The 22,037-nt window shown below is 54.6% G+C and carries 14 protein-coding genes, 1 tRNA gene and 2 pseudogenes; 13 read left to right on the top strand and 4 right to left on the bottom strand.

From position 1 onward, the window contains the following. A pseudogene (locus PJL69_RS20295) lies at window positions 1–690 on the top strand (recombinase family protein); the annotation flags it as partial. A 544-nt stretch (window positions 691–1,234) separates the two neighbouring features. Here the strand turns inward: PJL69_RS20295 and PJL69_RS18660 are convergent. Then, window positions 1,235–1,321, bottom strand: a tRNA-Leu gene (locus tag PJL69_RS18660). Between the two features lie 208 nt (window positions 1,322–1,529). On the opposite strand from PJL69_RS18660, the gene lipB reads away from it, so the two are divergent. Next, window positions 1,530–2,201, top strand: a complete 672-nt coding sequence (lipB, locus tag PJL69_RS18655) for a lipoyl(octanoyl) transferase LipB (RefSeq protein WP_271311029.1) — start codon at window positions 1,530–1,532, stop codon at window positions 2,199–2,201. 214 nt (window positions 2,202–2,415) lie between these two features. Continuing rightward, on the top strand, window positions 2,416–2,826 hold the full coding sequence (locus tag PJL69_RS18650; protein ID WP_271311028.1) for a c-type cytochrome: 411 nt from the start codon (window positions 2,416–2,418) through the stop codon (window positions 2,824–2,826). A gap of 126 nt (window positions 2,827–2,952) precedes the next feature. Here the strand turns inward: PJL69_RS18650 and PJL69_RS18645 are convergent, their stop codons facing one another. Then, window positions 2,953–6,393 carry a pyruvate carboxylase gene (locus tag PJL69_RS18645; RefSeq protein ID WP_271311027.1) on the bottom strand — a complete coding sequence of 1,147 codons (3,441 nt, stop codon included), beginning with the start codon at window positions 6,391–6,393 and terminating at the stop codon, window positions 2,953–2,955. A gap of 176 nt (window positions 6,394–6,569) precedes the next feature. Continuing rightward, window positions 6,570–7,700 carry an alpha-hydroxy acid oxidase gene (locus PJL69_RS18640; RefSeq protein WP_271311032.1) on the bottom strand — a complete coding sequence of 377 codons (1,131 nt, stop codon included), beginning with the start codon at window positions 7,698–7,700 and terminating at the stop codon, window positions 6,570–6,572. Between the two features lie 125 nt (window positions 7,701–7,825). Between PJL69_RS18640 and PJL69_RS18635 the strand changes: the two genes are divergently transcribed. From PJL69_RS18635 to PJL69_RS18610, 6 genes and pseudogenes are all read left to right on the top strand, one after another. Next, window positions 7,826–10,264 carry an ATP-dependent helicase gene (locus PJL69_RS18635; RefSeq protein WP_271311026.1) on the top strand — a complete coding sequence of 813 codons (2,439 nt, stop codon included), beginning with the start codon at window positions 7,826–7,828 and terminating at the stop codon, window positions 10,262–10,264. 78 nt (window positions 10,265–10,342) lie between these two features. Further along, entirely contained in the window at window positions 10,343–10,972 is a 630-nt protein-coding gene (locus PJL69_RS18630; RefSeq protein ID WP_271311025.1) for a glutathione S-transferase family protein, read from the top strand. A gap of 192 nt (window positions 10,973–11,164) precedes the next feature. Next, window positions 11,165–11,375 (top strand): annotated as a pseudogene (locus PJL69_RS18625) (DDE-type integrase/transposase/recombinase); the annotation flags it as partial. 117 nt (window positions 11,376–11,492) lie between these two features. Continuing rightward, on the top strand, window positions 11,493–12,302 hold the full coding sequence (locus PJL69_RS18620) for an SGNH/GDSL hydrolase family protein (protein WP_271311024.1): 810 nt from the start codon (window positions 11,493–11,495) through the stop codon (window positions 12,300–12,302). Window positions 12,303–12,308: 6 nt separating this feature from the next. Then, window positions 12,309–13,211 carry an SGNH/GDSL hydrolase family protein gene (locus tag PJL69_RS18615; RefSeq protein WP_271311023.1) on the top strand — a complete coding sequence of 301 codons (903 nt, stop codon included), beginning with the start codon at window positions 12,309–12,311 and terminating at the stop codon, window positions 13,209–13,211. A gap of 223 nt (window positions 13,212–13,434) precedes the next feature. Beyond that, complete coding sequence (locus PJL69_RS18610) at window positions 13,435–15,774, top strand: ankyrin repeat domain-containing protein (RefSeq protein WP_271311022.1); 2,340 nt, start codon at window positions 13,435–13,437, stop codon at window positions 15,772–15,774. A 123-nt stretch (window positions 15,775–15,897) separates the two neighbouring features. Here PJL69_RS18610 and PJL69_RS18605 read toward each other — a convergent pair whose 3' ends face one another. Next, window positions 15,898–16,788 carry an AraC family transcriptional regulator gene (locus PJL69_RS18605; RefSeq protein WP_271311021.1) on the bottom strand — a complete coding sequence of 297 codons (891 nt, stop codon included), beginning with the start codon at window positions 16,786–16,788 and terminating at the stop codon, window positions 15,898–15,900. A gap of 220 nt (window positions 16,789–17,008) precedes the next feature. Here PJL69_RS18605 and PJL69_RS18600 point away from each other — a divergent pair, with 220 nt between their 5' ends. The 4 genes from PJL69_RS18600 (at window position 17,009) to PJL69_RS18585 (ending at window position 22,030) form a co-directional block, all read left to right on the top strand. Further along, window positions 17,009–17,854 (top strand): SDR family NAD(P)-dependent oxidoreductase, encoded by an 846-nt coding sequence (locus PJL69_RS18600; protein ID WP_271311020.1) that lies wholly within the window; start codon window positions 17,009–17,011, stop codon window positions 17,852–17,854. 29 nt (window positions 17,855–17,883) lie between these two features. Next, on the top strand, window positions 17,884–18,348 hold the full coding sequence (locus PJL69_RS18595) for a (2Fe-2S)-binding protein (RefSeq protein WP_271311019.1): 465 nt from the start codon (window positions 17,884–17,886) through the stop codon (window positions 18,346–18,348). A gap of 4 nt (window positions 18,349–18,352) precedes the next feature. Then, on the top strand, window positions 18,353–20,539 hold the full coding sequence (locus PJL69_RS18590) for a xanthine dehydrogenase family protein molybdopterin-binding subunit (RefSeq protein ID WP_271311018.1): 2,187 nt from the start codon (window positions 18,353–18,355) through the stop codon (window positions 20,537–20,539). A gap of 639 nt (window positions 20,540–21,178) precedes the next feature. Further along, window positions 21,179–22,030 carry a MotA/TolQ/ExbB proton channel family protein gene (locus PJL69_RS18585; protein ID WP_271311017.1) on the top strand — a complete coding sequence of 284 codons (852 nt, stop codon included), beginning with the start codon at window positions 21,179–21,181 and terminating at the stop codon, window positions 22,028–22,030. Window positions 22,031–22,037: the final 7 nt, after the last annotated feature.

The raw sequence follows: 22,037 nt of genomic DNA, 5'->3' as shown, positions 1-22,037 counted from the left end.
ATGAAGCCCTCTAAATGGAGTGCAGTTCGGCTACTTGATTGGTTCACCAGACCGCATGTCGAGTTTGGTGAGGATAGCGACTCTCGGCTTGTCGGACACATGCTGGCCTCGGTCGCACAGCACCAACGCGAGAAGAACGCCGAGCAAACCTCCAACCGCATGAAGGGGCGAATGATGAATGGTTATTCCGTCTTCTCCGCGCCTGTGGGGTACACCTACAAAAAGACTAAGGGCAATGGGAAACTGCTCACGCCAGACGAGCCTGTTGCATCCATCGTCAAGGAAGCGCTGGAAGGTTATGCTTCTGGTCGTTTCTCTGGACAGGCGGATATCAAGCGTTTCTTGGAAGCCCAGCCAGAGTTTCCGAAAGATTTGCCCAATGGTCAAATCCGCCAACAGAAGGTGTCGGACATGCTGGGGCGCGTGATCTATGCAGGTTACATTGAGCATGAACCTTGGGGCATCACACGCCGCCAAGGCCACCACCAAGCTTTGATAACGCTGGAGACCTATCAAACCATCCAAGAGCGTCGTACAGGTAAGGGTATCGCTGCCAAACGCCCAGATATCCATGAAGACTTTCCCTTGCGTGGTGCGTTGCACTGCGCCTGCTGTTACAAGCCTATGACTTCCTGTTGGTCGCGGAGTGCGACTGGAAAACGTTATCCCTACTACAACTGTCAAACCCGTGATTGTTCGGAGTATCGCAAGAGTATCCGCGCGGAAAAGATTGATGATGGGTTTGAGAACATTCTCCGCTGGATGACGCCAAGCAAAAACATGCTCGATATTGCCATATCGATGTTGAAAGACGCATGGGATCAACGCGGAGATCAGGCCAAGCAAGCAAAGGCTGAAATCAAACGCCAGCACAAAGAGTTGGATAAGCAGCAAGACGCGCTTGTCGAACGCATGGTCGAAATCTCGAATTCAAAGGTCATGGCGGCACTCGAAAGCAAGATTGCGAAGCTGGAAGAGGACAAGCTTTTGCTGACAGACAAGCTTGCCCAAAACACAAAACCCAAGAGCCCCCTGTCCGAAATTATCGAACTTTTGAGAGAATTCCTCTCAAGCCCTTGGAATATATATGAAAAGAGATCACTGGAAGTGCGCAAAACCATCCTGAAAACAGCTTTCAAAGCACCTTTGGCGTGTGACCGCCAAAACGGTTATCGAATTCCACAAGTATCTGTAATTTTTGATTTTTTAGAACATTTCACATCAAAATGTGAAATGGTGCGGTCGAGAAGACTCGAACTTCCACTCCGGTTAAGGAACAGCGACCTCAACGCTGCGCGTCTACCAATTCCGCCACGACCGCACTTGCCCTGGTGGGTGAGGGCCTGATACCGAGGCGCGCGAGGGATGTGAAGCGAAAAATGATGTTATCCACATTTTTTTTGAATGCAGCGCTGCGGCACTGAAAAATCGCAGTTACCGACAACAGGATATGGCGCTTTCCACTCGTGAATTGAAGCTTCGCCGAAAATCGCTTACGTGGCTTGTGACACTTAGGAAGGCCTGCACAGATGGTAGAATGGATTCATAGCGACGGCTTGATCGACTACGAAACTGCTCTGAACTTCATGGAACAACGTGCCAATGCAATTGCCGCTGGCGACGCAGATGAGTGCATTTGGCTGCTGGAGCACCCTGCCCTCTATACTGCAGGCACTTCTGCCAAGATCGAAGACCTTGTTGAGCCTGATCGCTTCCCCGTTTACGAAGCCAAACGAGGGGGCGAATACACCTACCATGGCCCTGGACAACGCGTGGTTTATGTCATGCTGGATCTGAGCAAACGTGGGCGAGATGTGCGTGCCTTTGTCAAACAGCTCGAAACCTGGGTGATCGAAACACTCGCAGAATTCAACCTGCGCGGTGAAATCCGGGATGGCCGCGTTGGCGTTTGGATTGAGCGGGATGACAAACCCTTGAACGCAGATGGCTCCAAGGCCGAAGATAAGATTGCTGCGATTGGGATCCGGTTGCGCCGCTGGGTCAGCTTTCATGGTATCTCGATAAACGTGGAACCGGATCTCTCTCATTTTGGTGGCATTGTGCCCTGCGGCATCACACAGCACGGTGTCACATCGCTGATCGACTTGGGCTTGCCGGTTTCTCTGGATGATGTCGATGTTGCTTTGAAGCGCAACTTTGATCTGGTGTTCGCCGAGCCTTCCGACGAAACACCGTCATAGAACTGAAGCGATATTGAGTGTTGCAACGGTCCCACGCTTGATGTGCTGAAGAAATCTACCAGCTGTTGAAAGCACCACACTGGAGCGCCCGATTGTCGCGGTGTCTCGCAATTGCAGTTTTGGAGCTTATTTTAAGTTGCACTTGCGGGGCCATTAAGGGACAGACTTGTCTCGGACAACGCGCCAAAGACACATTCTAATAGAGGTGACTTTTATGAAGTTCCTAGCACCAGCTATCGCGGCCCTGATGGTCGCTACGCCAGTTCTCGCCGAAGGCGACGTGGACGCAGGCGAAAAAGGTTTCAAAAAATGCAAAGCATGCCACACGATCACAACCCCAGACGGGGAAGTGCTCTATAAAGGTGGCAGAACGGGCCCCAACCTCTACGGGGTGATTGGCCGTACCGTTGGCGCCGAAGACTTCAAATATGGCGCAGGTCTTCAGGAAGCCAATGCAGCTGGTGCTGTTTGGACAGAAGACGCATTGGCAGCCTACGTAGTCGATCCGAAAGCTTGGCTGGCCGACAATGGCTATGCAACCAAATCAAAGATGACCTTCAAACTGAAAAAAGGCGGCGCAGACGTAGCGGCTTATCTGGCCTCTCTCGCACCTGCTGCTGAGTGATTAGCGGACTGCCTCGAAGCAATTTCACTGATCTAAAATCTAAGCCCCACGTCAACTGAATGACGTGGGGCTTTTTGTTTGCGTTAGCGAGGGGAAGATGGCTCCCCCTCCCCTGTGCTGCCAAGCTTATTCAAGCTCGACCAGCAAGTCTTTGGCATCGATTTGCCCACCAGCGGCAACATGAACGGCCTTGATCACTGCGTCGCGCTCAGCGTGGATGCCCGTTTCCATCTTCATGGCTTCGATCGTCAGGAGCAAATCGCCCTCTTTGACTTGCGCACCGGCTGCCACTGCCACGGAGGCAACAACACCCGGCATTGGTGCCCCAATATGACTTGCATTACCCACTTCGGCCTTCAGGCGGGTCGCCGTTGAAGACTTAACCAATCGGTTTGGGACCCGGATCACGCGGGGCTGGCCGTTCAGCTCGAAAAACACTTTCACTTCGCCGTTCTCATCGGTCTCACCAATGGCTTGTAGGCGGATTTCAAGTGTTTTACCCGGGTCTATCTCTGCGGTGATCTCTTCGCCCGGCTCCATGCCATAGAAGAAGGTTCGTGTCGGCAGCGCCCGCACGGGACCATACTGACGATGACGTCCCATGTAGTCGAGGAAGACTTTAGGATACATCAGATAGCCGTTCAGGTCCTCGTCATCGACTGTGAAACCTTCAAGCTGCGCAGACAATTCGGCGCGAGTTTCTTCAAGATCAATAGGCTTCAGGTGCTTGCCGGGCCGGTCCGTGTTTGGCTTTTCGCCTTTCAGCACCTTGTCGATAATCGCAGACGGGAAACCACCGTGTGGCTGGCCAAGATTGCCGCGCATCATGTCCACAACACTGTCTGGGAACGCCAGCTCGACGTTTGGACTTTCAACTTCTTCGCGTGTCAGGCCTTGGCTCACCATCATCAGCGCCATGTCACCCACAACCTTTGACGATGGAGTCACCTTCACGATGTCGCCAAACATCTGGTTGACGTCCGCGTAGGTCTGGGCAACTTCATGCCAGCGCTCCTCCAGACCCAGGCTGCGCGCCTGGGCTTTGAGGTTGGTGAACTGACCGCCGGGCATCTCGTGCAGATAGACTTCGGATGCAGGTGCCGCCAGACCGCTTTCAAAGGCCGTGTATTGTGCGCGAACGCCCTCCCAATAGGCACTGATTTCGCGGATCGCACCAATGTCGAGACCTGTGTCACGTTCTGTGTTGCGCGTCGCTTCTACGATGGAGCCAAGGCACGGCTGAGATGTGCCGCCAGAGAAAGCGTCCATTGCCGCATCAACCGCATCCACACCGGCTTCTGCCGCGGCCAGAATGGTCGCGCCTGCAATACCAGAGGTGTCATGTGTGTGGAAATGGATTGGTAGGCCAACCTCCTCTTTCAGCGCCTTCACCAGTATGCGCGCAGAGGCTGGTTTCAGCAGGCCCGCCATGTCTTTAAGACCCAGAACATGCGCGCCAGCGGCCTCAAGTTCCTTGGCCATGCCAATGTAGTAATTCAGATCATACTTGCTGCGCGCCGGATCAAGGAGATCGCCGGTGTAACAGATCGTGCCTTCACAGATCTTGCCGCTCTCCACCACCGCGTCCATCGCGACGCGCATGTTTTCAACCCAGTTGAGGCTGTCAAACACGCGGAACACATCAACACCGGTTTCCGCTGCCTGTTTTACAAAGGCCTGCACCACATTATCAGGATAGTTGGTGTAGCCCACGCCATTGGAGGCACGTAGCAGCATCTGTGTGAGCACGTTTGGCATGGCTGTACGCAAATCACGCAGGCGTTGCCATGGGCACTCCTGAAGGAATCGGTAAGCCACATCAAAAGTCGCCCCACCCCAGCACTCTACAGAGAACAGTTCTGGCAGATTGGCCGCGTAGCTTGGCGCAACTTTGATCATGTCGATTGAACGCATACGCGTCGCCAGCAAAGACTGGTGACCATCACGCATGGTGGTATCGGTCAACAAAAGCTTGCTTTGCGCTTTCATCCAGTCAGCGACCGCCTGCGCGCCCTGCTCTTCCAACAGATTGCGGGTACCAGACTGCACCTCACCACGTTTGACAGGCGGCAGAGGCGCTTTCAGATCGGCGGCCGGCATCGGGCGATCCGTGGTTTCCGGATGCCCATTCACCGAAATATCCGCGATATAGGTCAGGACCTTGGTGCCACGGTCGCGGCGCTTGGCGAAACGGAACAGATCTGGGGTCTCGTCAATAAACTTCGTAGTGTATTGATTGGACAGGAAAGTTGGGTGCTTAAGCAGGTTCTCAACAAATGCGATGTTGGTTGACACACCGCGCACACGGAATTCACGCAACGCGCGATCCATGCGCTTGATGGCCTTCTCTGGCGTCGGCGCCCATGCGGTCACTTTGGTCAGCAGGCTGTCATAGTACCGGGTAATCACCCCACCTGCATAGGCTGTACCACCGTCCAGACGGATGCCCATACCTGTAGCGGAACGATACGCGGTGATGCGGCCATAGTCAGGGATGAAGTTGTTTTGCGGATCCTCTGTGGTCACACGCGTCTGCAGCGCGTGCCCATTCAGGCGAATATCGTATTGGCTGGACTTGCCGGTCGCCTCGGCAAGGGACTTACCTTCTGCGATCAGGATTTGCGCCTGTACGATGTCGATACCTGTGACCTCCTCGGTCACGGTGTGTTCCACCTGCACGCGCGGGTTCACTTCGATGAAATAGAACTTGCCGCTTTCCATATCCATCAGGAACTCAACAGTGCCGGCGCATTCGTAGTTTACATGCGCACAGATCTTACGGCCAAGTTCGCAAAGTTCTTCGCGCTGCGCCTCAGACAAATAAGGTGCAGGTGCGCGTTCTACCACTTTCTGATTGCGGCGCTGAACCGAGCAGTCGCGCTCATAGAGATGATAGATATTGCCTTGCTGGTCGCCAAGGATCTGCACCTCGACGTGACGCGCACGGGTGATCATCTTTTCCAGATAACCCTCACCGTTGCCAAAGGCCGCTTCAGCCTCACGACGACCTTCCAGAACCTTTTCTTCGAGCTCATCTTCGCCATTGATCGGACGCATGCCGCGCCCACCACCACCCCAGGAGGCTTTCAGCATCAGAGGATAGCCGATCTCAGCGGCCTCTTTCTTGATGGCGTCCATGTCATCGCCCAGCACTTCGGTTGCCGGAATGACCGGCACCCCTGCAGCAACGGCCACCTTACGGGCGGAGGCTTTGTCGCCAAGCGCCCGCATGGTTTCAGCCTTGGGACCAATAAAGGTGATGCCATTGGCCGCGCAGGCGTCAACGAAGTCAGGGTTCTCTGACAACAGACCGTAGCCTGGGTGGATCGCGTCAGCGCCGCACTCTTTGGCGACGCGGATAATCTCATCGATGCTGAGATAGGCCGCAACGGGCCCCATCCCTTCGCCAATCCGATAGGCTTCATCCGCTTTAAAGCGGTGCAAACCGAGTTTGTCTTCTTCTGCGAAAACAGCCACGGTTTTTTTGCCCATCTCATTGGCGGCGCGCATTACACGAATGGCAATTTCGCCCCGATTGGCTATCAGGATTTTGGAAAATTCGGTCATGGGCAGGCTCCCCCTCGCTGGTGTCTGTCCTAGTGTATGTATGGCCTTAGGACACGCAGCAGGGGCCGCGCAATACCAAGGACTGCGTAAACATGTAAGATTTGTGAAAGGATGTGTTCACGAAAACGCCCCGAAAACCGGCAGATTTTTCTGCACCTGCGACATAAATGGGTCGTTTAGAGAAGATTCTCCGCCACATCGGCCAATCGAACCGCACCGAGTTGACCCATATTTGCTTCGAGATCTTTGGAGAGAATCTCTACAAGATGAGTTGGCCCTCGTTTACCAAGCGCACCCAAAGCATGGTGAAAGCCACTGCCCATAAAGGCAAAATCGGCTCCCAGCGCGATGGCACGCAAAATATCAAGACCGGTTTCAATCCCACTGTCGACAATCAGGGGCAGCGTGCAAGCGGCGCGAATCTGCGGCAACACATCAATTGTTGCAGGTGCAGCATCGAATTGACGCCCCGCATGATTGGAGATCCAGATAGCATCCACTCCAGCCGCCTCCAGAGGCGCTGCATCCTCACTGCGCATCACGCCTTTCACCACAAGTTTGTGAGGCCAGTGCGCCCTTAACCAATGTACATAGTCCCAATCAGGTGAGGTGCGCAGCAAATAGCCTGCATGCGCAGTCGAACTCAGACCTGTGATATTTCCAGCATATTCATCAATCAACTTCATGCGTGGCATCCCACGCTGCGCCATACCCATCGCCCAGGCAGGTCGCATGGCAACTTGTGCAAGCAAGCGAGGCGTCAGCTTTGGTGGCGTTGTGAGGCCGGAGCGCACCTGTCGTTCGCGACGGCTGGCGACAGGTACATCTACAGTGAGCACCAGTGTTGTGTATCCTGCATCACCTACCCTCTTAAGAATATCTTTGCGGATCTCCTCATCTCGAGGAGGGTAGAGTTGAAACCAACCGTTTCCACTGAGATGTGGCACAACGTCTTCAGGTGTTTGCGTTGCCACCGTCGACAAGCAATAGGGTATGTTTGCTTTGGTTGCAGCTTGTGCAAGCAGTTGCTCGGCATTCGGCCACATAAGACCAGACATGCCGACAGGTGCCACACCAAATGGAAGCGCATAGTCGTGCCCCAAAAGTGTCGTTTTCAGAGAGGGTGAAATGTCTCCATGCAATATGGAGGGCATTAGCTGGATGGCATCGAGTTGAGACCGATTTCGATGTTTGGTGCGCTCCTCACCGGTTGCGCTGTCCAAGTACTCCCAAACAAATTTGGGTAGGCGTTTCTTGGCGCGTTTTTTCAGATCAGCCAAAGCGGGATATTTGCTGTGCAAGTCCATCATATTTGTGTCCAACGTCTCCAAGAAAATGTCCAGCGCAACCTGTATGAGAAACAGTCAATTCCGGCCGGAACATAAGAAGAACAACCCTTTTGCATCCTTTCGCTTTGCGATAAGTTGCCCTCATGAGCAGTTTTGACGAATTTGACGCCTTCGAAGGCGCGTCGCTTTCAGCACGCGCAATGATGGCGCGCCCGAGCCCGTATCTAGATGAACTTAACCCGGCACAGCGGGAGGCTGTCGAACAACTCGATGGCCCGGTCTTGATGTTGGCGGGCGCAGGCACGGGAAAAACCAAGGCTCTGACTGCTCGTATAGTGCATCTGCTAAACACCAACAGGGCGCGTCCAAACGAAATTCTGGCCGTCACTTTTACCAACAAAGCGGCACGCGAAATGAAAAACCGCGTGGGCAATATGCTTGGACACCAAATCGAAGGTGTGCCTTGGCTCGGCACCTTTCACGCTATCTGCGTTAAACTGCTACGCCGTCACGCCGAACTGGTGGGCCTCAAATCCAATTTCACAATATTGGATACCGACGACCAACTGCGCTTGCTCAAGCAATTGGTGGCAGCGGCAAACATCGATGACAAACGCTGGCCTGCGCGGCAACTTTCATCATTGATTGATGGCTGGAAAAACAGAGCTCTAACCCCTGAAAGGCTGCCAGCAGCAGATGCTGGCGCCTACAATCACCGAGGGGGGGAACTTTATGCCCAGTACCAGACGCGCCTCAAAGAACTGAACGCTGTGGATTTTGGTGATCTGCTTTTGCACATGGTCACGATTTTTCAGGACAATGCAGATGTGCTCGCCAATTACCAGCGTTGGTTCCGTTATATTCTTGTAGACGAATATCAGGACACCAACGTCGCGCAGTATCTCTGGCTTCGGCTGCTTGCGAGCGGTCACAAAAACATCTGTTGTGTCGGCGACGACGACCAGTCGATCTATGGTTGGCGCGGTGCTGAGGTGGGCAACATCCTTCGGTTTGAAAAGGATTTTCCCGGCGCGCATGTCGTGCGGCTGGAGCAGAATTATCGCTCGACCGGCAATATTTTGGCAGCCGCGTCTAATGTAATTCGGGGCAACGAGAACCGGCTTGGCAAAGAGCTTTGGACCGAAGCGGATATGGGAGAAAAAGTTCGCCTGATCGGTCATTGGGACGGCGATGAAGAAGCGCGTTGGGTCGGTGAAGAAGTCGAAGCCATGCAGCGCGGTACACGCGGAAAGGATCCAAAGTCGTTAGAAGACATGGCCATTCTCGTGCGCGCTTCTCACCAAATGCGTGCATTTGAAGATCGTTTTCTCACCATCGGTCTGCCGTATCGCGTGATCGGTGGCCCACGCTTTTACGAGCGCCTCGAAATTCGTGACGCGATGGCTTATTTCCGGCTCGTCGTCAGCCCAGAGGATGATCTGGCCTTTGAACGCATTGTGAACACGCCGAAGCGTGGCCTTGGCAATGTCGCGCAGCAAAAGATACAGACCTGTGCACGATCCAACGGCGTGAGCCTTGTCGAAGGCGCCCGCATTCTTCTGGAGGAAAAGGGTATCGGCGGCAAAGGCGCGAAGGAACTCGGCGCGCTGCTGGAAGGTTTGGAGCGATGGCGCCGTCAAGGAACTGTGCCACAGGTTGAAGTGCCGCTTGACGATGACTCTGTAATTGACGACGGCCTGACGCAAACCGCGATGCGCCTGCAGGATGGTCACGCGGAACTCAGTCATGTTGAGCTGGCCCAGGTCATTTTGGACGAGGCCGGCTACACCGCGATGTGGCAGAACGACAAAACGCCCGAGGCGCCCGGGCGGCTCGAAAATCTCAAAGAGCTCGTGAAGGCACTTGAGAGTTTTGACAATCTTCAGGGTTTTCTGGAGCACGTCAGCCTGATCATGGACAATGAGAGTGAAGACGCAGAACAGAAAATTTCCATCATGACTTTGCATGCGGCCAAGGGGCTCGAATTTCCTGCAGTTTTCCTTCCCGGCTGGGAAGATGGATTGTTTCCGTCACAGCGATCGATGGATGAAAACGGCCTCAAAGGTCTGGAGGAAGAACGCCGCCTTGCCTACGTAGGCATCACGCGTGCAGAAGAAATATGCACCATTTCTTTTGCAGGTAACCGTCGGGTGTTTGGCCAGTGGCAAAACCAGATGCCATCTCGTTTCATTGATGAACTTTCTGACGAAAATGTGGAGGTTTTGACACCCCCCGGTCTTTATGGACACAGCGGCAACACCCGTGACTCTGGCGGCTTCGGCACATCTGGACTGGAACAGTCCGCTATGCGTGCAGATGCCTATAATTCTCCTGGATGGAAGCGGATGCAATCGCGCGCAGGCCAATACGGCACAAGTCAGCCTAAAGAGAGCAAGACCTCCGCCATCGATATGCAGGCAGTGTCGAGTTTTATGGTTGGGGACCGCGTCTTCCACCAGAAATTCGGCTATGGCGATGTCACCGACATAGAGGGGGACAAATTGACCGTAGATTTTGAAAAAGCGGGGCAAAAGAAGGTGGTCGCCCGGTTTGTCAGCGCGCCCAACGATATCCCTTTCTGACCGAGCGTCGCTAAACCGTGCTGTCGTTGACAGAGCACTGGATGCGGATTTCACTGGGCCTCACACAGGAGGATGCCGATGATTTTCTATGACTGCAGCACTGCGCCAAGCCCGCGTCGGGCAAGAATGTTCATTGCTGAAAAAGGACTGAGCGTAGAGACCCGCGAAGTGGATCTGCGCAATGATGCGCATCGCAGCCCGGAGTTTCTGTCTATAAACCCTTGGGGGACTGTTCCGGTACTTGTCACTGAAAGCGGCCAACAGATCTCAGAAAACATCGCAATTGCGACCTATCTTGAAGCAGCCTTTCCCGAACCGCCGCTGATGGGGCAAACCCCCGAAGAAAAAGGATCTGTGGCAATGTGGAACGCGATATGTGAATTTCACGCTGGATGGGCCATCGCTGAAGTCTTGCGCAATTCCTCTCCCGCTCTGAAGGAACGCGCGCTACCTGGGCCAGTGAACTACACACAAATTCCCGCATTGGCAGAACGTGGCGCCAAACGACTGGGCGTGTTCTACGAAACGCTTGAAACGCGTTTGCAAGAAAACCCTTGGCTTGCTTCGGGCGACTTCACAATGGCAGATATCACTGCCTTTGTTTTTTGCGATTTCGCGCGCATCGTGAAGATGCCACCGCCCCAGAAAAACAAAGCGACACAGGATTGGTTTGCAAAGACACGTGCGCGCCCGAGCGCAGCATTGTAGCGATTTACCTAGGGTAGCCCCCTGAAGGAGGCCCAGATCCTGATTGAAAATGGCGGGTTTACTATGTCACGGTCAAGCCGCTCAACTCGTTGGATTATCATCCACCCGCGCCCGAAAGCATCTTTCCAACGGACCACAGATCGACGATGCATTAATAATCAAACCGAACCTCCCGATGGGGCACACCCTAGTTTTGTCTTGGACGCATTGGAGCAATACCATCCATCAGCGAAGGCCTGCCGGAAGGCTGACTCATCACTCTGATCGCGGCAGCCAGTATGTCTCGACCAAGTACACTGAGAGATTGGCAGATGCCAAGCTGGAGCCATCCGTCGGTAATGACGGCGACAGTTGTAAAAATGCGCTGACCGAAACGATCACTGAGATGTTGATTTTCAGACGGCTTACAAGTGGCTAAAACGGTGAAGCTTCGGGCAAGTGTAATGAAACCTAAGGGGACGGCTGCGTGACTTCATATGGAAGAAACTTATTCAGGCTCTGCTTGGTGAGCGCTTGTTTAATGTACGCCAAGCCTTCGTTGTCCCAACCTGACATCCTTATTCTGGGCGATAGCCAAATTTCGTTTGGCGCAGGCAAAGAATACCTCAGCTTCTTTGAACAATTGACAGAACGATGCAACATCACTCCACAGCGACAAAAAGCACTGCGCAAGCTGGGAGAAACAAAAACAGCGGCAATTGGTGTGCGTTCAACATCTTTGCAATCCTGGACCACACCTCGTGGTGCTGCCAAGGGCGCCATCTGCGATGTCGACAAAAAGTTTGGTGTGAATGCAGGCGCTTACGGCATCGATGACAATCCCAAGCGAGTTTTCGTTCAAATTGGCAAGGGCGATGCCTATCAGTTCTGCAAGCCAAACCAGACAGCCTTTGAAGCGATGTTTGAACAGGGCTACTACAAACCAAGCTTGCTGGTGCTTACCTTCTTAGGGAATTCAGCTGACCGCTGGGCTCATTCGCCCGAACTCGCAGCCAAAGACGCACGTGCCACTCTCGCACAAGTGCCTAGGGATGTGCCGTGTGTGTTTATTTCAAGTGTTCCAGTTTACCTAAAGAAGACCAACGACACCCGCATGCGCGCCCAAACAGAAATCGCGCGCGCTATTAAGAAAGCGGGCAACCAATGTGCGGTCGTCGAAGGTTTCAATCAGAAAACACGCGCCGCAATCGAAGGCCAAGCTGTCTATTTCCGTCGCAATGACTCAGGTCGCGTAACAGACCCACATCACCCAAAGCCTGCCGCGATCCGCCGATTTCTAGAAATCAATTCCGCACAAATATGCAGTGCCATTTTTAAGTCCTTACGATAGCGCAAAATGGGGATGGATAAACAAATGAAGGTGCTTAGAAAACTGGCCGTGAGCCTATGTGTTTCGGCGGTTGTCGCAACATCTGCACAAGCCCAAGAGTTCACATCGCCAGAAATTTTGATTATCGGCGACAGTCAAATTTCCTTTGGATCCGGCCCGGCTTTTCTGGAATTTTTCAGCGATATCAAAAGCCATTGCCATCCAAACGCACGACAAAAACAAAACCTCAAACACCTGGGTGAAATGCGCGTCGGCGTGATCGGGGTGCGATCGAGCTCCATAGATTCCTGGACAGCCAGATCCGGACGAGCCAAGGACACGATCTGCAAAGTGGATCCTAAATGGAATGTCAACGCTGGCACCTATGGATTTGTGAACCAGACTGGCAACAAATACGTCCAAATCGGCAAAGGTAAAGAATACCAGTTTTGCGCGCCTGGCAGTTCGCCTTTGGAAGAAATGCTGCGCGATGGATACTATGATCCCAAACTGATCCTCATGTCATTTCTCGGCAATTCAGCCAAGCGCTGGGCAAACTCTCCCGAAGCGGCCATCAAAGATGTCAAACGTCTAAAATCCCAGTTGCCTCGCAACATGCCGTGTATCTTCATGACGACGGCGCCCGCCTACAAAAAGGAAATCGTCGATCTGCGCTTACGAGCGCAGCAAAATCTGATGGCTGCGTTTAAGAAAACAGGCCTTCAATGCACTTTTGTCCCTGGTGCAACACCGGAGACAGTCGCCGCCAATCAAGGAAACAAACATTACTTCCGCCTCAATAAAAACGGTATGGTAAAAGATCCCTATCATCCCAACGAAGCAGCGGCCAAAAACTTCTTTGCGTTAGAAATGAACCGGATATGTGACGCGATCTTTGAACAGCTCGAGCCGACGAACAAACAGAGCTAATATTAAAGCGACAACGGCCGCTCTCAAATAAACAGAACGCGCGCATCGCAACAGCCATTGCGGATCTTCTGTAGGTCAGCGGCTCACAATCCAAGCGATCTAAAAATACACGTGTATCGCACGCAGAAACGGTGCGCATTTTAATGATCCCACGTCAGATTTTCAGAGTCCGTCAACTTCTTGCATCTACTCCAATGAACCATCAACCGATGGGAGCCAAAAATTGGATCAACGCGTACAGGCTGAGACAGCCGAAGACATCTTTGCCCTTATCAAAACGATCCCTGCACACGACCAAAGCGGGCCGGTTGCGGCGCTTCTGTCGGATGGAGATATATCGGAACTCATGATTTCGGTTGCGACCGACGACTTCGCGACTGTACGCGAGAATGCCCGCGTCGGCAGTGGCGTCAATTTTCAAGGCGCCTATGGCACAAGCCCCCTACTCTTTGCGGCAACCCTAAAGCACCCTGATGTTTTCGCGTTCTTACTTGACAGTGGCGCTCGATTGGATCTCGCACTTGCACCAGAGGCCTCCGCAGTCACCTGGGCTGCGCGCTTTGGTAGCGTCGACACCATGGCATACGTGATCCGCGCAGCACTCGCGTTCGAAGATCGCAGCCATATGATCTTCTTTCAGGCCCTAGAGGGTCTCGTGCGTTCTGACGATGCTGCCCCGAAATTGGAACGCCTGGTCGGATTTGGTTTCAACTTTATTCTGCCGAGCCCCAAAAAACTTACGCCTATGCATGTCGCTGCAAGCGCAGGCAACATCGAAGCCATAAGGAAACTTTCGGCATTTGGGCTGGATCTCGCAAGTGCAGGTGAAAACGGCGTGACACCAATGCATATGGCTGTGGTTGCTGGTCAGCTACATGCTGTGGAAGCGATGATTGCGGCAGGTGCCGATCTTGAATGCACTGACAATCGCGGTGAAACACCTCTGTTTTATGTCTCTTCACGAGATGGTGGGCAAATGTTTGATGCCCTCATCAAACTCGGGGCAAAAATCGACGCGCGCCGCTTTGACGGCGGCACCATCTTGCACAAAGTCGCAGCACTTGGCGATGTGCGCCTGTTTGATCGCCTCATTCACCTTGGCGTCGGCCTGGAAGATCGCGACAACAAGGGCAATACAGCTCTGCACACTGCCTCTGGTGCGAGCCAATTGGTTGCCATGCGCAAGCTACAGAGCCTCGGAGCAGATCTTGAAGCCAGAAACGGACGGCAGGAAACGCCAATCTTTCTGACCATCAATGCGGAAAACCCTGCGGCATTCCGTGCCTTAGACAAACTTGGCGCGGATCTTTCCAAGCACCGCAGCTATGGCACCAGCCTTTTGCATGACGCGGCCCGCTGGGGCAGAATGGAGATCTTGAAAACCCTGCTGGAAAACGGTGGGAATGTGAACTGTGTCAATGAATTTGAAGAGACACCGCTCCATTTTGCTGCAAAATTTGGCCATATCGAAGCAATAAAGATGCTCCATGAATTTGGTGCGAACCTTGAAATAGAGAACAAACAAGGGGAAACGCCGATCAACTCCACGATGGAGGCACTGGGACGCAAATCATTTGCAACGCTTTCTCAGCTCGGCGCGAACACCAGAACTTTGAACAGGTTTGGTGAGGGATTGATCCACTCTTCTGCGCGGTGTTCCGATCTTGAGATCTTTGAGAAGGTTATCGAAGAAGGCGTCGATGTAAACGCAACTTCAGAAATCGGCGAGGGCGCATTCCACTATGCTGCTCGGTCTCCGATTGCCAAAAAGAAACTCGATATTCTCAGCTTGCTTGGCGCAGAAATCGAAGCTGAGGACGATCGAGGGCGTACGGCAATGCACTCCGCCGCCGAAGCAAAAAACATGCCTGGGATCAACGCACTCTACGATATGGGGCTAAGCCCCGTTGCGAAAGACCGGCAAGGCGTGACACCGTTACACCTTGCAGCCGCGTCAAGTCGTTCTGAAGGCACTCAAGCCATCAAAGCACTTGTTGGCATGGGAGCGGAAGTCAATGAGATTGACAGCAATGGGCTTACGCCGCTCCACTATGCAGCCGCGTCTGGCCACGCATCAAACATTCGCGCGTTGGTTAAACTCGGGGCGCGGGTGAATGTCGTAGACCCAAAAGACAACACACCGCTGCACCTCGCAGCCAAAGCAGAAAAGAAAGAAGCCTTGGCGGAGTTGTGTGACCTCGGCGCGGCGTTGGACGCCCGGAATGCAGACAACCACAACGCTCTACATGTTGCGGCAATGGGAAACACGCGTCGGATGGCGCTGATCACATTGCTCGTGCAAAAAGGATGCGACATCAACTGGCGAACGGGTCTTGGCGAAACCGTCGCGCATTTGATTGCAGAGGACAACGATCTGAAACCCGTTATTCTAATCCGACATATGGAAGAGCTCGCCGAGCTCGGTGTGGATTTCTTTTTCCGCAATCGCAAAGGGTTGGGCGCGCTCCAAATTGCTCAGGAACATGTTGAAAGCCATGGTGAGGAGTGGGAGCGCAAAAAAATCGCGCAACTGCGCAAAAAACGCGGCCGGAATGCATCCTAACCAGTAGGATCGAAGACCTCACAAAGGACCCTCCCTCCTCAAAAGGGGGGAGTTTCTTGCGCTTGATGAGCGTCATATTGGGCAAGACAGCTTTGAGTAGTTTGCCACCAATGGAATCTCTTTTTAGGCACCAGTCAACGCTGTTCCGCGCAAGTCACTTGGAGACACTCCAAACTTTCGGGAAAACTCACGACTGAACTGTGTCGGGCTCTCATAGCCCACATCATAAGCTGTCGCGGCAACCGTCAGACTGCCGAGCGTTAGCAGACGCCGCGCCTCCATCAGGCGCAGTTCTTTTTGGTACTGCAATGGTGTAGTGGAGGTCACCGCTTTAAAGTGTTCATGAAACGCTGACGCGCTCATTCCGGATTCCGCCGCCAGATCCGCCACCGGGATCTGGGTTTTGAAGTTCGCACGAATGTTAGCAATGGCCTTGGAAATCCGGCTCGCCGCGCTTTCATGGCGCAAAAGCTGACGCAGCATCGCCCCATGCCGGGCCCGCAGCAGGCGAAAGTGAATTTCTTTCAGCACCAGTGGCGCCAATGCCCGCGCCTCGATCGGATCGCGTGACAGCTGATAAAGCCGGACCACCGCATCCACCAGCGCCGCATCGCCCTTGTCCACATTCATCGAATGCAGCTCTTTGGTCGGCTCCCCGATCCCTCCAATTTCATCATAAAGACTGCGCGCCAACGCCAAATCCAGCTTCAGTGCCAGCGCAACATAGGGTGCCTCAACACTGGCCTGTATCACCGCAGACTCCACATGCACCGCATGACTGACCACCAGCGTGTCCCCCGCGGTGTAGCGGATTATCCGCCCGCCAATTTGCGCTTCCTTTGTGCCTTGCAACACAAGACACATGATCGGCTCATAAAATCCTGGCGTGCAGTCACTCACATTCGGATCCGCAAAGGCAAACAACCCGTCCACCCCGGTGACACAGCCAACGCCCAATGCGCTCTGTTCCGCCACATGGTCAAAAACGTCCTGCACAAAATCTTTTGTGATCATCGGGGCCTCCTTTGCCCCACAAATATAGGGCCGTCACGCCGCAGAAAAATACACAAAAGCCGCCGCCTTGGAGGATTAGGCAGATCATTTGGAGGAACAGGCAACCTCTTTGCCTTACCCTGTGCTATCTTGTGAATGCGAACATCACTTTTCCCGCTCACAAAACCTATGCGACATCAGCGCCTTTCATCGCAGCTCTGACGCAGGAACGAGAGACACCATGTATCAAGACGCACTTCAGGCAGGCGGCTGGGCCGTTGTCACCGGCGGTGCAAGCGGCGTCGGCTTTGCAGCTGCGGAGCGCTTTGCGCAGGATGGCCTGAGCGTGTTATTGGCGGACCTGCCCGGCGACGCGCTCTCTGAGGCGGCGGAGGCCATCGGCGATCTGCTCGTCGAAGGGGCCGAGGTCACCACCGTGGCCACAGACGTGAGCGATGCAGCCGCCGTGCAAGCCCTTGCAGACGCGGCCTTTGCGCTCGGCGACGTGGCGGTCTTGATGAACAACGCGGGCATCGGCCTGCCAAGCAGCAGCTGGGATCACGCCGAGGCCTGGCGCAAAACGCTGGAGGTTAACCTCTTTGGGGTGATCAACGGCATGCATGCCTTTCTGCCCCGCATGGTGGCTGCAAACCGCCCCGCCGTTGTGATCAACACAGGCTCCAAACAGGGGATCACCACACCACCGGGCAACCCTGCTTACAACGTGTCCAAGGCGGGCGTGAAAGTCGCCACCGAAAGTCTCGCACATGAGCTGCGCGAAGTCAGTGCTCCGATTTCCGCCCATCTTTTTGTGCCCGGTTTCACCTACACCGGCATGATTTCGCGCCATGTCCCTGAAAAGCCGGCCGGCGCTTGGACATCCCAGCAAACCGTAGATCATCTGATAACGCGCATGACGGCTGGGGATTTTTACATCCTCTGCCCGGACAACGACGTATCCCAAGCACGCGACATGCGCAGCGTGATCTGGGCCTTGGGGGACATCCTTGAAAACCGCCCCGCCCTGTCGCGGTGGCACCCCGACTATGCAGAACAATTTGCAGAGTTTGAAAAAACTACAGACTGATAACTGAGCCAGAGGGAGACCTGATAGCTATGGCAATCTCACTGAAATTGAACGGCAAGACCCATGAGGTCGAGGCCGAACCGGGCACTCCGCTGCTGTGGGTGATCCGCGATGAGCTGAAACTGACCGGCACCAAGTTTGGCTGCGGCGTGGCCTCCTGCGGCGCCTGCACCGTGCACATGAACGGCGAGCCTGTGCGCTCCTGTCAGACCTACATCGAAGATGTAGAAGACGCCGAAATCACCACTATCGAGAAGATGGAAGAAGACAAAGTCGGCGCGGCCGTGCAGCAGGCATGGCTGGAGCTTGACGTTGTGCAATGCGGCTACTGCCAGTCGGGCCAGATCATGAACGCCGTGGGCCTTCTGCGCGAAAACTCTAAGCCCACGGCTGATGAGATCGACGACTACATGTATGGCAACGCCTGCCGCTGTGCCACCTACCAGCGCATCCGCGCTGGTGTGCAGCGTGCAGCCGAAATTCTGGAGGCATAAGATAATGACAGTTAATCTTTCTCGTCGCGGCTTTCTGAAATCTGCCGCGGCCGCCGGTGCAGCGCTTTACATTGGCGCTAATGCCAAAGGCGCTATGGCCGCTTCCAGCTTTGCGGACGCAGCGCTCAACCCGTTTGTGAAAGTCGGCGCTGATGGCCGCGCAATCGCGCTCATCAAACACGTCGAATTTGGTCAAGGCCCGGCCACCGGTCTGACCACACTGATCGCCGAAGAGCTTGGCGTGACCATGGATCAGATCACCTATGAGTTCGCACCCTCTGATCCACAGGTCTATAACAACCTGTTCTTTGGGCCCTTCCAGGGCACAGGTGGCTCAACCGCCATGGCCAACTCCTGGATGCAGTACCGCACCGCCGGTGCGGCTGCGCGCGAGATGCTGATCTCCGCCGCCGCCAAAGAATGGGGGGTGGATGCCGCCTCTCTGGACATCGTGGATGGCATGGTGACCGGTGGTGGCAACTCCGCCTCCATGGGCGATTTTGTAGCCGCTGCTGCCGAAATGGACGTGCCCGCAGAGCCACGCCTGCGCGACGCCTCCGAGTGGAAGCTCATCGGCAATGACGCGACCCGCCGTCTGGACAGCCCTATCAAGGTCAACGGTCAGGCCCAATTCGCCATGGACGTGCATCTGGACAACCAGATGGTTGTGATGATCAAACGCACCCCGCAAAAAAGCGGCGTTGTGGCAAGCTTTGATGACAGCGCAGCCAAAGACGTCAAAGGCTTCATCATGGCGCAAGCCATGCCAACCAAAGCCGGTGTTGCGGTCTATGCCGAAAACACATGGGCGGCGATGCAGGCGCGTGAAGCGCTTGAGGTTGAATGGGACATGTCTGCGGCGGAGACCCGCTCTTCCAGCGAGATCAGAGATGAGATCATGGCCGCTCTGGCGACAGAGCCTACCTACAACGTCAACAAGGCAGATCGTGCGGCTGTGAAGGCGACGGTCGATGGTGCCGCAACAGTGCTGGAAAAAACGTTTTACTTCCCGCTCCTGGCCCATGCTCCAATGGAGCCGCTGAACTGCACCATTGAGCAAACTGCCGAGGGCAAAATCGTGCTGCACGATGGCGCACAGATGCCAACCGGTCCGCATATGGCCTATCAGCAGATATTTGAACTTCCCGCCGACAAAATCGAGATCAACAGCATGCTTGCTGGTGGCTCCTTTGGTCGTCGCGCAACGCCAGATGCTGACTACCAGGTCGAAGCTGGCCTTGCCTTCATCATGACAGATCGCTCCCGCCCTGTGAAACTGGTCTGGGACCGCGAAGATGACATCCGCAGCGGCTACTATCGTCCGGCTGTCGGTCACAAAGTGCGCGTAGGTTTGGATGAAAGCGGCACCATCGTCGGCTGGGATCATCAGGTTGCAGGACAGTCGATCATGAAAGGCACCGCCTTTGAGGCGATGGCCGTACATGACGGAATCGACCACTCCACAGTCGAGGGCATTGCCGACAGCCCCTACGCCATCCCAGGCCAATCTCTTGGCCTTACCGACACTAAGAAGGCAACAAGCGTTCTTTGGTGGCGCTCCGTGGGCCACACCCACACGGCTTATGTGATGGAAGTGATGATGGATCTGGCCGCGAAAGCTGCCGGGCAGGATCCGGTCGACTTCCGCCTGTCCTATCTGACCGGCGGTGGCGAGGCAGACCGCAAAGCCGCTGTGCTGAAACTGGCTGCAGAAAAAGCGGGCTGGGGCAACGCACCCGCGGGTCGCACCCAAGGCATCGCCGTGCACAAATCCTTCGGGTCCTACGTGGCAGAAGTGGTGGAAATTTCCGGCAACAACGACGACGGCATCGTGATTGAGAAAGTCACCGCCGCCGTGGATTGCGGCATCGCCGTCAACCCGGACACCGTGCGCGCGCAGATCGAAGGCGGCATCGGCTACGGCATCGGCCACGCCATGCGCGACCAGATCACTCTGGATGGCGGCGCGGTGGAGCAATCTAACTTCCCGGATTACGAGCCCCTGCGGATCTCCGACATCAAGGCGATTGAAACCCACATTATCGCCTCGGCCGAAGCGCCCACCGGCATTGGTGAGCCGGGCACCCCGCCCTCCGCACCAGCACTGGCCAATGCGATTGCGGCTCTGACCGATGACAGTCAGCTGATCGCAGAGCTGCCTATGGCGGAATCCGGCGTCTACTTCGCCTGATAAGGCTCTGAAACAAAAAATAAACCCGCGCCGGAGACCTCCTTCGGTGCGGGTTTTTCACGTAGTCGTATCTGACGCCAACGCTGGGCCGCTTCGCTCAGCTTTTGATTGTCGTGGTTAAGCTGGACAGATCTGTCGCACGGCTTCAAGCAAGAGCCTGATACACGACCTCAACAATCAAATTGCAAATCCGATAAAAAGAATTAGCATTATTAAATGCTACTGCCCAAATTCGCTGATACGAAACAGTTTATGCCGTCCAATATCGTGGGCTCATTTATACAATTTTTCAGATATTTCTGATGCCTCAAACCGGTATCCGTGGCGCCTTCAAGGGCGCTCAATCAGTGGCTTCCCATCAATCAATATTTCTTGACAAAAAAAATAAGCATTCTTAAGAGGGACTGCCTTGATACGTTAACCAATAGCTGGCGAGCCGGTAAAACAGCCAGTGCCTACGGATTGAACAACCTCGCCTCCGAAAGCAATGCAATGACTTCACACAAACTTCCAGTCACTTTGTTCAGTATGGCCGTTACGACCATTTGCATGAGCTGTTTCGGACAACCACTGCAAGCCCAAAGCGCCCCAGAACCGCTTTCTCCACCCGCAATTGAGGTGCAGATACCTGAGAGCTCCGTGAGTACCGCTGAGCGACCTGAAGCGCTGGCAGACGTACAACAACAGGCGATCACCACAAACGAGAATGGCGCAGCAGAAACCCCTTTGTCCGAATCCGCCCTGCCTGATCAGCTTGAGAACGCAGACATTTCAAGCGCCACGCCTGAGGAAACACCGCCAATATTGGCAGAAACCGTAGAGTCGGATCCGATTACGAACGCGACACAACGCGCATTCAAGTTTCTCGCTGATGGTGGCCCCTCCATCTGGGCGATTGCAGGACTCTCTGTCGCGACTGTCGCTTTGATACTTTGGAAAATCTGGCGCTTGGCCTTGATCGGCGCCTGGTCAAAAGGCAAGGCCCGGCGCGCGCTTGATGCATTTGAACAAGGTGATGCCCAGAGCGCACTAACGTTTGTGCGTGCGCGACGCGGGTTGCGCTCACGTGTGGTCGCGGCGGCCATTGAAGCGCGGCTTTCTCTACCAGAAGACGCCGCACGGGAAGAAACCGTTCGCGTCGCAAAACGCAACCTCGGAGAAGCTTCATCTGGCCTGCGCGCGCTTGAACTGATCGCAACAATTGCACCACTTCTCGGGTTGCTTGGCACAGTATTGGGCATGATTGCAGCGTTCCAGGCTCTGCAAGAAAGCGGCAGCCAAGCAGACCCTTCACAACTCGCAGGCGGCATTTGGGAAGCGCTTCTCACCACTGCTGCCGGCATGGCCGTGGCCATCCCTGCCTCCGCAGCTCTCACCTGGTTTGAAGCTGTTTTGGATCGCATGCGTCGCGATGTGGAGGATGCCGCTGCAAGAATTTTTGTCTATCAGCGCGATCGCATAGAGACTGCGCAACAACTCGCGGCGGAATGATCTGGGA

The sequence above is a fragment of the Shimia sp. MMG029 genome (assembly GCF_027947445.1).
Taxonomy (GTDB): domain Bacteria; phylum Pseudomonadota; class Alphaproteobacteria; order Rhodobacterales; family Rhodobacteraceae; genus Shimia.
The sequence above is the reverse complement of the archived record's forward strand: the minus strand, read 5'-3'. Positions and strand labels throughout refer to the sequence as shown.